Here is a 12,896-nt window from a genome sequence, read left to right on the forward strand (position 1 = left end):
CCTCGGCTATAGTTGGTGTATATCTGTTTTAGTTTTGAGGCGAAGCTAAATGAAGCTGTACTTATTTTTGTTGTGTTTTGCATGCATAAGGCTCAATGCAGCTGAAATTACAATAGTGACCGAAGTATTCCCCGACTTTCAATACATTGACGAAAACAACCAACTTGCAGGGCGCTCTGTAGATAAAGTGAGAAACGCGCTCGCCAATACAGATATTAAATACACTATGTTAGCGCATAGTTGGGCTGTGTCTTATAACGCAGTATTAAGAGATACGAATACCTGTATATTTTCTATTGTAAGGTTACCTAAGCGAGAAGATAAGTTTAGCTGGGTGGCTGAGCTTGAAAGTTTTGACTCTGCTATTTATGCCCTTAAATCACGTAACATTCGCTTAAAAACGCTTAACGACGCTAAAAAATATAAAACAGCGGTGCTTAGGGATAATTTTAGCCACCATTATCTGCTAGAGCGTGGCTTTAGTGAGGCTAAAAACTTATTGATAATTGATAACTTAGACAAAATAGATAAATTAATAAGCACACGGCACGATATTCTCGACTTTGTTATTTTAAGTAAAAAACAATTTAACTACCGCGCACAGTTTGAGCCAAAGCTTAAATTATTAGAGCCTATATTTACGCTCAATACACAACACTCCCCCCTTTACTTTGCCTGTAATAAAAACATGCCGCAAAGCCTACAAGATAGACTTTCGCTGGCATTCGATGAAGCAAAAAAGAAAAATAAACAACGCTAATTCAATGGCTTATTAATTTAGCCTGTAAAAGCATAAATATAAATTGCCGCGTTTAAAAAAGCGTCTATAATCAGCTGCTTTTTATTGAAAAAGCGCTAACTTTTTGGAGCGTTAAATGGGTGATTTAATCGGGATTAGCTTATTGATCTTGATCAGTGCGTTGTTTGCCATGTCGGAAATTGCTATTGCAGCGTCGCGTAAAATTAAACTGCGGGTAATGGCCGATGAAGGCAGTGATAACGCGGCCGCGGTATTAAAACTGCAAGAAAACCCTGGGGCGTTTTTTGCGATGATCCAAATTGCCCTAAACGCGATTGCTATTTTAGGCGGAATAGTGGGCGAACAAGCGCTATCGCCTTATGTACAAAGTATCTTGGTGCTTTTTTATCAAGGTGTACACCTTGAAAAAATTAGTTTTTTATTTTCGTTTTTTACCATTACCTCGCTGTTTATATTATTTGCTGATTTAATGCCAAAGCGTTTAGCGATGATCATGCCCGAAGCGGTGGCTGTGCGTGTGGTAACATTAATGCGATGGGTTACTTTTGCACTTACGCCATTAGTGATGTTTTTTAATGGTTTAACTAATTTTGTACTGCGTTTATTTAAAGTACCCGCAGAGCGAGAAGACATTGTTACCACCGAAGACATTGTGGCGATGATGGACGCGGGCGCAGAATACGGCAGCTTACAACAACAAGAGTATGAGCTAATTGGCAATGTGTTTGAACTAGAAGCACGCTTTTTATCAAGTGTAATGACCCCACGCGACCAAATAGTTTATTTTGACTTAAATGAAAGCAGCCACGATATAGCCACCAAAATTATTGAAAACCCCCATAATCATTTTTTAGTGGTCTCGGGTAATTTAGATAAATTACGCGGCTCTGTTGAGTCAAAAGATATACTACGACAAGTACTAAAGGGTGAGCCAGCTAATATTAAGCAAGAGCTGATTGAAACAGACGTGTTTTATTTACCTGAAACCCTAAGCCTGTCTGAAGCGCTAAATGCGTTTAAAAGTGCTGCAAAACCGTTTGCTGTGGTAGTAAATGAATATGCCTTGTTAGTCGGTATTGTTACCGTAAAAGATTTAATGAAAGGGTTTATGGGAGATTTAATTACCCATCAAGGTGATGAACTTATTATTGCCCGCGATGAGGACTCGTGGTTAGTGGATGGCTTAACCCCGATTTCTGATTTAGCAAAAGTATTAGACATTGAAGAATTTCCTGATCAAATGCACTTTGAAACCGTGGCTGGCTTTTTAATATACACAATGAAGCGTATACCTAAACGTGCTGAGTACTTTACCTTTAATGGCTTTAAATTTGAGGTGGTTGATGTTGAGGGCACAAGGGTTGAGCAATTATTGGTGTCTCGTATAAATAAATAGTGATAAATTTGCATTAAAGCCAAGCTTAGCTTGGCTTTTTTGTTGCAGGTTAATAAATAACGCACCGCATCAAAGTTTATTTTTCATACTTGTCCGTTTTATTTTTCATCAAATTAACACCTTCTACAACCTATGGCGTAGTTTAATTTTGCAACTGTAAGTTAGTGTAAATTTGCACCCATTTTAATTTATTCTCGTTTAGATTTACTTTAGAATGATCGTTCACTCTAGACATAAATAGACTAAAAGGTATTTAACATGCAGCGTTCTCGCATCGCTTTATTTGTATTAACAGCCCTCGTTGGATCTGTTGCTTTAACAGGTTGCGACCAAGCAGCTGACTCGCAACAAGCTTCAGCTCCACAAGCAGTACCTGTTGGTGTAATTACATTAAAAAGCCAAGAGCTTACACTAAAAAAGGAGCTTCCCGGTCGCATTAGTGCTTTTCAAATTGCGGAAATCCGCCCGCAAGTAAGTGGCATTGTGCAATCGCGTTTATTTAAAGAAGGTGCTCAAGTTAAGCAAGGCCAAGCGCTTTATCAAATTGACCCCGCTACGTTTGAAGCTGACCTAGCAGCAAGCGAAGCAGCTGTGGCCCGCGCTGAGGCAAGTATTGCCAGCACTAAATCAAAAGCGTCGCGTTATAGCGAGCTTTTAAAAATTAAAGCCGTAAGTCAGCAAGACTTTGATGAAGCAGATGCCGCATACAAGCAAGCTAATGCTGAATTATTAACAGCTAAAGCGCAGTTAAAATCAGCGCAAATTAATCTCGATTACAGCCACGTCTCTTCTCCTATTAGTGGTCAAATTAGTAAATCAAGCGTAACAGTGGGTGCACTTGTAAGTGCCAATCAAAGTACAGCACTTGCTACAGTAACTCAGTTAGATCCAATTTATATCGATTTAACACAATCAAGTAATGAGCTTACCCAACTTAAAAAAGCAATATCATCAGGTGCTCTAACTGTCGATTCGGCTAATCAAACTGACGTTGAACTTATTATGGAAGATGGCTCTATTTATCCTCATAAAGGCACATTACAGTTTTCTGAAGTGACCGTTGATCCAAGTACTGGCTCAGTAACACTGCGTGCTAAATTTTCAAACCCAGAAAAATTATTACTGCCTGGCATGTATGCTCGAGCTTCTATTGTGGAAGGTGTTAAAGCGGGTGCTATTTTAGCTCCGCAACGTGGCGTTAGCCGTAATTCAAAAGGCGAACCAACAGCAATGGTTGTCAGTAAAGACAACACAGTAGAAAGCCGCGTATTAAAAGTAGATAGAACTATTGGTTCTGATTGGCTTGTTACTGATGGCCTAAGTGATGGCGATAAGTTAATAGTTGAAGGTTTACAAAAAATCCGCCCTGGTGCACCTGTGAACCCATCTGAAATTCAATCGTCTGCTAAAGCCGATCAAGCGCAATAACGGAGAGTTTTAATGTCACGATTTTTTATCGATAGACCGATATTTGCTTGGGTACTCGCTATTGTAGTGATGCTTGCAGGTATTTTGGCGATTAGGAGTTTACCTATTTCGCAGTATCCTTCAATTGCACCACCTGCAGTGAGTATTACTGCAACGTACCCTGGTGCATCTGCACGAACACTTGAAGATACGGTAACGCAAGTTATTGAGCAAAAAATGAAAGGGCTTGATGGCTTGCTTTATATGTCATCTACGTCTGAGTCGAGTGGTTCAGCAACCCTTACACTTTCGTTTAGCGCTGAAACTGACCCTGATATTGCACAAGTTCAAGTGCAAAATAAACTAGCTACAGCAACTCCACTATTACCAGAAGCCGTACAAAGGCAAGGTGTGGTAGTTGCAAAATCAGCGCGTAACTTTTTAATGGTTTATGCTTTTGTGTCTAAAGATGGCAGCATGACCAATATTGATATTGGCGATTATGTTTCATCAAACGTGCAAGACGTTGTCTCGCGTGTTGAAGGCGTAGGTGAAGTACAGCTGTTTGGTTCTCAGTACGCGATGCGTATTTGGTTAGACCCTGCAAAACTACAAAACTATCAGCTTACACCTGCCGACATCAGCGCCTCTATTTCTGCACAGAATGCACAAGTATCTGCTGGTCAACTTGGTGGTATGCCAGCGGTTGATGGTCAGCAGCTTAATGCTACAGTAACGGCGCAAAGCCGATTACAAACGCCAGAGCAATTTGAACAAATCTTAGTTAAAACCAATCCAGATGGCTCTTTTGTGCGTCTAGAGGACGTTGCTAGAGTAGAGCTTGGCGGTGAAAGCTACCGTGTTGTTGCACGTTACGATGGACAACCAGCATCAGGCTTAGGTATCAAATTAGCCAGTGGCGCGAACGCACTTGATACAGCTGAAGGTGTTAAAAAAGCAATTGAAGAGTTAAAGCCATTTTTTCCTGAAGGGTTAGATGCGGTTGTACCTTACGACACAACGCCATTTGTATCGCTCTCTATCGAAAAAGTTATTCACACTTTAATTGAAGCCGTTGTTTTAGTATTTGTAGTTATGTATTTGTTCCTACAAAACTTTAGGGCAACACTTATTCCAACTATTGCCGTGCCTGTAGTTTTACTTGGTACGTTTGGTATTTTATACACCTTTGGTTATTCAATAAATACATTAACCATGTTTGCGATGGTACTTGCCATAGGATTATTGGTAGATGATGCAATCGTTGTTGTAGAAAACGTAGAGCGCTTAATGACCGAGGAAAAACTCTCAGCGCTTGAAGCAACACGAAAATCTATGGATGAAATTAAAGGCGCGCTGGTAGGTATAGCTATGGTGCTTTCGGCTGTATTTATTCCAATGGCATTTTTTAGTGGTTCTACCGGTATTATTTATCGTCAGTTCTCTATTACACTGGTATCGGCGATGGGTCTTTCGGTATTGGTGGCACTTATTTTAACACCTGCATTGTGTGCAACGCTTTTAAAACCAAGCCACGTTCACGATAACACCTCATTTATTGGCAAATTTTTCTCTGGCTTTAACCGTGGGTTTGATAAAACTAATAGCGGTGCGCAAGGCTTTGTTAGCCGAATGATCAACCACTCTAAGCGTTATTTACTTATTTACGCGGTGATAGTGGGTGGCATGGTGTATGTATTTTCGCATTTACCAACGGCGTTTTTACCAGACGAAGACCAAGGTATTTTATTTAACCAAGTTTCATTACCAGCGGGTTCTACAACACAGCAAACGCTTGAGGTTGTTAAAAAGGTAGAAAATCACTTTTTAAACGATCAATCTGAAGCAGTAAACGGTATTTTAACCGTGACTGGTTTTAGTTTTGCAGGTTCTGGTCAAAACTCAGCAATTGCCTTTATAAATCTTAAACATTGGGATGAGCGTCAGCGTGACGAGTTATCTGTTCAAGGTGTTGCAGGTAAAGCGATGGGCTACTTTTCAACGATAAAAGAAGCATTTGTTTTTGCCTTTCCGCCACCTGCAATTGTTGAGCTGGGAACTGCTAATGGCTTTAATATTTTCTTACAAGACCGTGTAGGCCTTGGCCATGAGGCACTTTTAGCTGCACGAAATCAGTTATTAGGTTTAGCAAGCCAAAGTCCAATTTTAGCGGGCGTGCGTCCAAATGGACAAGAAGATATGCCCGAGCTGCAACTTGATGTTGACCTTGCTAAAGCACAAGCACTCGGTGTGTCTCAGGCTGATATTAACAGCACGCTATCAACTGCGTGGGGTAGTAGTTACGTTAATGACTTTATTGACCGTGGCCGCGTTAAAAAGGTCTACCTACAAGGTGAAGCGCAAGGACGTATGGTGCCAGAGGATTTAAATAAGTGGTATGTACGTAATGACAGCGGCGATATGGTGCCATTTTCAGCCTTTGCAAGTTCGTATTGGACCTATGGTTCACCACGTCTTGAGCGTTATAACGGCTTTTCAGCAATGGAAATTCAAGGTACTGCTGCACCAGGTTACAGTACTGGCCAAGCAATGGATGAAATGGAGCGCTTAGTTAAACAACTTCCTAATGGAATTGCCTCTGAGTGGACGGGTATCTCGTTTCAAGAGCGCTCTAGCAGTGGCCAAGCACCGTTACTTTACGGCATATCGCTATTGTTTGTATTTTTATGTTTAGCAGCGCTTTATGAAAGCTGGGCTGTACCGTTTGCGGTTATGCTTATTGTGCCATTAGGTATATTTGGTGCGACGGTTGCCGCGGTAATGGCAGGTTTATCTAATGATATTTACCTTCAGGTAGGTTTATTAACCACCATAGGATTAGCCTCTAAAAATGCAATATTAATCGTAGAATTTGCGATTCATAAAATGCAAGAAGGCCTAGGGTTAGTCGATGCGGCTATTGCAGCAGTACACTTACGCTTACGTCCAATATTAATGACCTCAATGGCCTTTATTTGTGGTGTTATACCGCTTGCTATTGCCTCAAGTGCTGGTTCAGGTGCGCAAAATGCACTGGGTATTTCGATTATAGGTGGTACGCTTGCCTCTTCTATTTTAGTGGTGGTATTTGTGCCGTTATTCTTTGTTTTAGTTCGTCGTGTATTTCCAATGAAAAACACCGACGATATAAAGGAGAGCGCACAATGAGCATTAAACGCTTCACTTTAAGCGCAATTACATTAGTTGTTTTAAGTGGCTGCCAACTAGCCCCTGAGCAAAAAGACCTTGCTTTACCAGTGCCAGATACTTATGTATCTGACACTGAACAAGCAGCAGCGCAGCAGTTACATTGGCAGCAATTTTTTAATGATGAAAAATTGCAAACCTTGATTAGCTTGAGCCTTGAGCATAATAAAGATATGCAAATAGCGGTATTAAATGTGCAGCGTGTACGCGGTTTGTACCAAATTGAAGATTCGGGTTTATACCCTTCATTAGATTTTAATGGTGGGGCTACGCGCCAACGTTTACCGGCTGATTTAACCAGTACGGGTGAAGCAGGTATTAGCTCACAGTACAGCGCAACGGTCGGTATTACCTCTTATGAATTAGATATTTGGGGTAAGGTACGTAACCAGTCTGAGCAAGCCCTGCAAAACCTCTATAACACTGAGCTTACGCAATACAGCACGCAAATTTCACTCATTGCTGAGCTTGCCAATGCTTGGTTAAACTACGCAACTGACTTACAGCTATTAGAGCTTGCTAAAGAAACATTAAGCTCGCAGCAGGAGTCGCTCTCGCTTACGCAAAAAAGCTTTGATTTAGGCGCTACATCGGCAATTACGCTTGAGCAGCTTAAAAGTACGGTTGCCACTGCAAAAGTAGATATAGCAACATATAAACGCTTGTTAAAACGTGATAAAAGCGCGTTAGATTTACTGGTAGGGCGCCCTGTATCGAGTGATTTATTACCGACAAACTCGTTAACTAATTTACTGGATTTACCAGAAGTACCGGTTGGTTTACCCTCTGATTTATTAACACAGCGCCCTGATATTAAAGCCGCTGAGCATGCTTTATTAGCCGCTAACGCGAATATAGGTATAGCGCGTGCGGCGTTTTACCCAAGCATTAGCTTAACCGCGACTGCGGGCAGTACGTCTAGTGATTTAAGTGGCTTGTTTGATTCAGGCTCAGGGACGTGGAGCTTTGTACCGTCAATCAACTTACCAATTTTTACTATGGGACGTAATCAGGCAAATCTTGATGTGGCAAAGGCCGATCAAGAAATTGCGGTGGCGACGTACCAGCAAAAAATTCAAAATGCGTTTCGTGAAACTGCCGATGCATTAGCAGATAGAGAAGGCTACAAAGAGCAACTTGATGCCCTTGATATGCTAATTAGTTCGCGTCAGCTAACGTACGATTTATCAAAAATGCGTTACGAAAAAGGCGCTGATAGCTACCTACAGGTACTTGATGCACAGCGTACGTGGTACTCGGCTCAACAGCAGTTAATAACAGGTCAGCAGGCTTACCTTGCCAGCCAAATTAATTTGTATAAAGCTTTAGGTGGCGGCTGGAATATAGCTAAAACACCTGTGCAAGAGCAGTAAAATGAAAGGTGTTGTTAAGTTAAGCTATGCAATGAGCTTACGCTGTATTAAGTATGCGCTTAATACCGGAGTAGGGTTATGAGCACGAAAGCTAAAAGGCATATAGACCCAGCATTAGCACAAGCTAGGCGAGAGCAGGTGCTGAGTGCTGCCTCAGAGTGTTTTAAACGCAAGGGATACCATGGCGCAGGCATGGCCGAAATATCCCGTACGGCAGGCATGAGCGCTGGGCATATATATAACTACTTTGAAAGCAAAGAGGCAATAATTGAAAGTATTATTGCTAAAGACATGGAAGAAATGTTTTCTATCTTTCAAGAGTTTGAAGATCACCCAGGTGATGTTCTGCAAGCGCTTATAGATGGCTTAAACATTGGTGTACAAAGGCATATGGATACCGGTGCCTGTGTGGTTGATTTAGACATGATGGCGGAAGCGGGTCGCAATAGTAAAGTGGCCTCGCTTTTACGAGATATGGATATTCAAGCACGGGGGCGCATGCGCCAACTACTCACCAGTGAACGTAGTGCACTTAAAGACACTGATGAACACGAACTTGAAAGCCGCATTAACGTTATTTTTTCGATGATGGCGGGGTTACTGCTTCGTAAGATGCTCTACCCTGAACTCACCGAAGAAACGGTGTTAATCGCGCTAAGGCCTGCGATGAAAACCTTGCTAATGCCGTTTGATAAAACCGAGTATGTCCCGTCCTGAAATAGGTTGACGGTTTTAATGAAAGACTTGGTGCGAAAGCGCCAGGTCTTTTTTATGCACTTGATTTGGTGTTTTCATATCCAAACTTAAGTGCGGTCGCATTTCATTGTATATAAATATCGATTCTTCAACGAGCTGTTTTAACTCTGCCATATTGCGACATTTATACAGTAAAAGCTCTTGCTCTAATATCCCGTTAATACGCTCTGCTAATGCGTTTTGATAACAGTCATACCCATCGGTCATCGATGGTCTAATGCCCTCTTTTAATAGCGCATTTTGATATACTTCAGAGCAATATTGTAAACCTCTATCTGAATGATGAATGGCCTCACGTTTATATACGCGTTGCTTAATTGTCATTTCTAATGCTTTGGCTACATCGGTTGCTTTCATTTCATCACTCAGCTCATAACCCATTATTTTTCGACTGTAAGCATCAGTGACTAACGATAGGTAATGCACGCCTTGCGCTGATTTTACGTATGTAATGTCACTAACGAAGACTTCCTCGGCCGCAGTAGGCATGTATTCCTTTAGTAAATTGGGATGCTTGCGCATCCAATGGTTACTGTTTGTTGTTTTAGTGTAATTTTTCTTTGGTTTTACAAGAAAGTCATGCTCTCTCAAATAATCAAAAAAACAATCACGACCTAGTTTAATGCCACGCTCTTGCAGGTCTGGCTTTATCATCAGATAAAGTTTCTTCCCACCAATACGAGGCATGAATTGCCGCCAGTACATCACTAATTCTTTGACTGGCTCCAATTCTTTATTCCGAGCATCTATTCTGCGCATAGCTTGATAGTAACCTTGTCGCGTTACGCCATATGCACGGCATAACGGAGTAAGCTTTATTTGATGGTTTTCTTTTGCGCGCGTGATAGCTCGGATATGTACTTTTTTCGCAAGCCCGCTCCATATTCTTCATCCATAATATTAATCATTTCATCTTTGATTAAATCCTTTAGGCGTAACTCTTCTATCTCGCGCTCTAAACGTTTAATTTTTTGTGCTGGGGTTTCTTTCGATTTAGGCATGTTGGCTATATAAGTTGGTTTAGACCAATCTAATTTACCATGTTTTCGCAGCCATACCAGAACGGTACTGCGGCCTTGAATGCCGTAATGACTTTGCGCTTGTTTATAGGTGAAGTCGCCTTTTTCTACTTGCTCAACAATAGATAATTTAAAGCCTAATGTATAATCTCGCTGAGTACGCTTAACGTCTTTAGTTTTAGTGGTTTTCATAAAATAAGTCCTAAATGTGTAAACACATTTCAGGACAAGACAGTAATAGAAAACTAAAAAGCGAGTCAAAAGACTCGCTTTTTTAATGCTAAATGCGCTCTACGCACCACAATAGTGCCATTGCAGCGATAGCAAGGGAGCCAATTGGCATCACCCATTTTATGTGAATAGGTTTATTGCGCATGGTTAGTAACACCGGCAGTGCAATACACAATATACTCAGCTGCCCAAGCTCTACACCTAAGTTAAACGCTAAAATGCTGAGCAATTGATAATCGCTCGAGAGCCCAAGCTCACCCAGTACACTGGCAAAGCCCATTCCATGTAACAAACCAAACGCAAAAGTAAGCCAGCCAAGGCGTAATATAACCGGCCATACATTGTTTAAAGCCGCAAATAATACCGAGATTGCAATACCTAGCTCTACCCAGCGGCTACTTGGCGAAACAAGATTAAGAGCCGTTGCAGTAAGGGTAAGTGAATGCGCAAGGGTAAACGCAGTCACAATCCACGCAGTGTGCTTAATAATATGCTTTTTACTTGCTATTGCCTGCCAGTGACTATCATTGCGTGTTAAAACGCAGGTTAAAAGTAGTGCAATTAAAAATAAAATATGGTCAATGCCAATCCAAATATGCAACACGCCTTGATAAACATATTGGTTAAAAGTCGTTAAATAACTCGATTGCTCAGTGGTAAAAGTGTGCTGTTGCTCATCTATAGTGAAAACCCGCGAAACCTGATTTACATTTACAATAACTTTGTGGTTTGCGTCTTGGTTAAAAAAAGCGCGGTACGTTAACGTTACATCTGCATCAGTGTTACAGCTAAAAACTAGCGGTAACACTAAATATGCTTCATTAAAATGATTATCTAATTGGTAGTTATCGGTGATTGTTAATGGGCAAGTTTGCTCATTTTGTAAAACCGATAGAGTATTTTTGGCATAGCGATTGATAGCTGATTTTTGTGATTTTAATTCGCCCCAGCTTATTTGTGTGTCTTGGTTAACATCAAGCGCAACTTGTTGTTCTAAATCGCTAATATTTATTTGCCAGGTGCCTGTGTATTGCTTTTCGTTATCGGTATTATCCAGCGAAATGTAGCTTGTGCTCAACTGATGTGCTTGCACGCTAAAGCTGGCAAATAGTGCAATTATAAATAAAACAAATAACGCGTTTATTTTACTCATAAAGAATCCCTAACCATCGTATTTGCTTGGCTTAGTAAGTGTTTATCTGTACTCATTTTTGCTTGCTGCCAATTTATATTTGCCCAGTATTGTGCCTTGGCTTGGTTTGCTTGTACATGAATATAGTAGTTAGCTAAGTCGTTGGCATGGAAGGTATCTTGGCGTTGTTCACGTAATTTTACGCGCTGTTGCATGAGCGGTTGCCACACCGTATTAGTGTGCTTATTACTGCGTTTTTCAGCTATGGCTAACTTGAGCAAAATAGCGTCTTCAAGCGATGAGTGGCTATTGGCAAGTTTACCGAGTGTATTAAGCACTCTTTCAGGGTTGTTTTGCTGCAGTTGAATATCGGCCCACAGCACAATAAGGCTCACCGGGGCTGTGTTTAAATCAATATTATTTATATGCTGCTGCGCACGGGTGAATTTATTGAGTCTAAACGCCATTTCGCTGAGCACATGTTTTGTCGCTAAGCTGCTGTTTTTGTTTTGCGTAAGCTTAACTAACGCGTGATAACTTTCACTAAGTTTGCCCTGTTGGCTTTGTACATCTAGCACACACGTGCTGGCCGTTAATAGGCTGGTGTTACCAATTAATGCCACGCAATGGCGCTTAGCTTGTTCAAATTTGCCTTGTGTCATCAACATATTAGCGAGTAATAAATGGGTGTTTACATGATCTGGCTGGGTTTTTAATACGTTATTAGCAACGTCTATGGCACGCGAAAACGCATGCTCCTTTTGAAGTACCCGTGCATATAAATAACCGCTTTGTGCAGTTGCAGAAGCGGTATATAGGTTTTTTAAGCGTTTTTATAATACACCTTGATAGCGCACTGTTTGGCCTATGTATTGGCTATTTAGCACCAGCGCAGTGAGTTGCTCAAGGGTTAAATTAGCACTTAATGTTGCATTGCTTGAGGCAATAATTGCGTTATCTTTTGGGGTAATTGGTTTTGCAAGCACGTTATTTACACACAGTGCAGCGCAAAAAACAAAGAGCATTTTTTTATAATGACTGCGCATTGTTTTATCCTCTTAAAAAAGCCATCCATGGCCATCAGCTTAATTTACTTACTGAGTTAGTTACCAGAAGCGCCCGATGAAATACCGCTTACGTCTGTGTCTGTATTGATAAAGACACGTCCGTTGGTAGATAGCGGTTGCGCAGTGGGGCTTTGATTAAACGCATCGCTTGCAAATTGTGCAAAGTCCACTTGCAGTGCTTCAATGGTTATATTTACCGCTGCAGTCACTTGCTGGTTAACACCGTCTGATACACCAAACATAAAGCTGTCGCTACCGGTTGCTTCTTTGTTTGGGGTATAGGTAAAGCTGCCATCGCTATTTACTACAGCGTTACCTAATGTCGGCTGCGAAGTTAATGTGTATGTTAATGTATCGCCATCAGCATCGGTGGCCACTAACATGTCGTTAATTTCAACTTCTGTTTGTGTGGTTAACATTGCATCACTAGCATTGGGCGCAGAATTTACAACCGGTGTGGGTTGTTTGTTATCATCATCACTGCTACACGCGCCTAGTGCCAAAGCGCATAACAATATACTGCTATGGGTAAGGTTTAAATTACGCAT

General features: G+C 41.2%; 11 protein-coding genes and 1 pseudogene. 6 read left to right on the forward strand and 6 right to left on the reverse strand.

The annotated features are described in order from the left end of the window. The first annotated feature begins 49 nt into the window (after window positions 1-49). The 6 genes from VOI46_RS17530 to VOI46_RS17555 all read left to right on the forward strand — a co-directional run bounded on the left by VOI46_RS17530 (window position 50) and on the right by VOI46_RS17555 (window position 8,860). Entirely contained in the window at window positions 50-760 is a 711-nt protein-coding gene (locus VOI46_RS17530) for a transporter substrate-binding domain-containing protein (protein WP_004588756.1), read from the forward strand. A 115-nt stretch (window positions 761-875) separates the two neighbouring features. After that, on the forward strand, window positions 876-2,156 hold the full coding sequence (locus VOI46_RS17535) for a hemolysin family protein (protein ID WP_282338010.1): 1,281 nt from the start codon (window positions 876-878) through the stop codon (window positions 2,154-2,156). Between the two features lie 258 nt (window positions 2,157-2,414). Further along, window positions 2,415-3,584 carry an efflux RND transporter periplasmic adaptor subunit gene (locus VOI46_RS17540; RefSeq protein WP_282338011.1) on the forward strand — a complete coding sequence of 390 codons (1,170 nt, stop codon included), beginning with the start codon at window positions 2,415-2,417 and terminating at the stop codon, window positions 3,582-3,584. A gap of 12 nt (window positions 3,585-3,596) precedes the next feature. Then, the gene (locus VOI46_RS17545; RefSeq protein ID WP_004588753.1) at window positions 3,597-6,731 is read left to right on the forward strand and encodes an efflux RND transporter permease subunit; all 3,135 of its coding nucleotides are present in this window, start codon (window positions 3,597-3,599) and stop codon (window positions 6,729-6,731) included. Continuing rightward, window positions 6,728-8,143 carry an efflux transporter outer membrane subunit gene (locus VOI46_RS17550; protein WP_004588752.1) on the forward strand — a complete coding sequence of 472 codons (1,416 nt, stop codon included), beginning with the start codon at window positions 6,728-6,730 and terminating at the stop codon, window positions 8,141-8,143. The genes VOI46_RS17545 and VOI46_RS17550 overlap by 4 nt, the downstream gene beginning before the upstream one ends. A 78-nt stretch (window positions 8,144-8,221) precedes the next feature. Further along, a complete protein-coding gene (locus VOI46_RS17555; RefSeq protein WP_282338013.1) occupies window positions 8,222-8,860 on the forward strand; it encodes a TetR/AcrR family transcriptional regulator in 639 nt (212 codons plus the stop codon). 15 nt (window positions 8,861-8,875) lie between these two features. Here the strand turns inward: VOI46_RS17555 and VOI46_RS17560 are convergent. The 6 genes and pseudogenes from VOI46_RS17560 to VOI46_RS17585 all read right to left on the reverse strand — a co-directional run bounded on the left by VOI46_RS17560 (window position 8,876) and on the right by VOI46_RS17585 (window position 12,896). Then, window positions 8,876-10,110, reverse strand: a protein-coding gene (locus tag VOI46_RS17560; RefSeq protein WP_324738311.1) for an IS3 family transposase whose coding sequence is annotated in 2 segments (ribosomal slippage) — window positions 8,876-9,759 and window positions 9,759-10,110 — 1,236 coding nt in all. Because the reading frame shifts where the segments join, the coding sequence is not laid out codon by codon here. Window positions 10,111-10,198: 88 nt separating this feature from the next. Further along, window positions 10,199-11,302, reverse strand: a complete 1,104-nt coding sequence (locus tag VOI46_RS17565) for a HupE/UreJ family protein (protein WP_282337962.1) — start codon at window positions 11,300-11,302, stop codon at window positions 10,199-10,201. Then, entirely contained in the window at window positions 11,299-11,943 is a 645-nt protein-coding gene (locus VOI46_RS17570) for a hypothetical protein (RefSeq protein WP_282337961.1), read from the reverse strand. The genes VOI46_RS17565 and VOI46_RS17570 overlap by 4 nt, the downstream gene beginning before the upstream one ends. 24 nt (window positions 11,944-11,967) lie before the next feature. Continuing rightward, window positions 11,968-12,018: pseudogene (locus VOI46_RS17575) on the reverse strand (hypothetical protein); the annotation flags it as partial. A gap of 96 nt (window positions 12,019-12,114) precedes the next feature. Beyond that, complete coding sequence (locus tag VOI46_RS17580; RefSeq protein WP_282337960.1) at window positions 12,115-12,327, reverse strand: hypothetical protein; 213 nt, start codon at window positions 12,325-12,327, stop codon at window positions 12,115-12,117. Between the two features lie 56 nt (window positions 12,328-12,383). Continuing rightward, window positions 12,384-12,896, reverse strand: coding sequence for an Ig-like domain-containing protein (locus VOI46_RS17585; RefSeq protein WP_138579117.1), 513 nt, complete (start codon window positions 12,894-12,896; stop codon window positions 12,384-12,386).

This window comes from Pseudoalteromonas sp. CuT4-3, assembly GCF_035666335.1.
Lineage (GTDB): Bacteria > Pseudomonadota > Gammaproteobacteria > Enterobacterales > Alteromonadaceae > Pseudoalteromonas > Pseudoalteromonas atlantica.

Excerpts from the sequence above, each read along its gene's own strand:
- VOI46_RS17535 (WP_282338010.1), top strand. The coding sequence starts at position 876 with ATGGGTGATTTAATCGGGATTAGCTTATTGATCTTGATCAGTGCGTTG.
- VOI46_RS17550 (WP_004588752.1), top strand. The coding sequence starts at position 6,728 with ATGAGCATTAAACGCTTCACTTTAAGCGCAATTACATTAGTTGTTTTA.
- VOI46_RS17540 (WP_282338011.1), top strand. The coding sequence starts at position 2,415 with ATGCAGCGTTCTCGCATCGCTTTATTTGTATTAACAGCCCTCGTTGGA.
- VOI46_RS17585 (WP_138579117.1), bottom strand. The coding sequence starts at position 12,896 with ATGCGTAATTTAAACCTTACCCATAGCAGTATATTGTTATGCGCTTTG.
- VOI46_RS17565 (WP_282337962.1), bottom strand. The coding sequence starts at position 11,302 with ATGAGTAAAATAAACGCGTTATTTGTTTTATTTATAATTGCACTATTT.
- VOI46_RS17555 (WP_282338013.1), top strand. The coding sequence starts at position 8,222 with ATGAGCACGAAAGCTAAAAGGCATATAGACCCAGCATTAGCACAAGCT.
- VOI46_RS17580 (WP_282337960.1), bottom strand. The coding sequence starts at position 12,327 with ATGCGCAGTCATTATAAAAAAATGCTCTTTGTTTTTTGCGCTGCACTG.
- VOI46_RS17545 (WP_004588753.1), top strand. The coding sequence starts at position 3,597 with ATGTCACGATTTTTTATCGATAGACCGATATTTGCTTGGGTACTCGCT.
- VOI46_RS17530 (WP_004588756.1), top strand. The coding sequence starts at position 50 with ATGAAGCTGTACTTATTTTTGTTGTGTTTTGCATGCATAAGGCTCAAT.
- VOI46_RS17570 (WP_282337961.1), bottom strand. The coding sequence starts at position 11,943 with ATGACACAAGGCAAATTTGAACAAGCTAAGCGCCATTGCGTGGCATTA.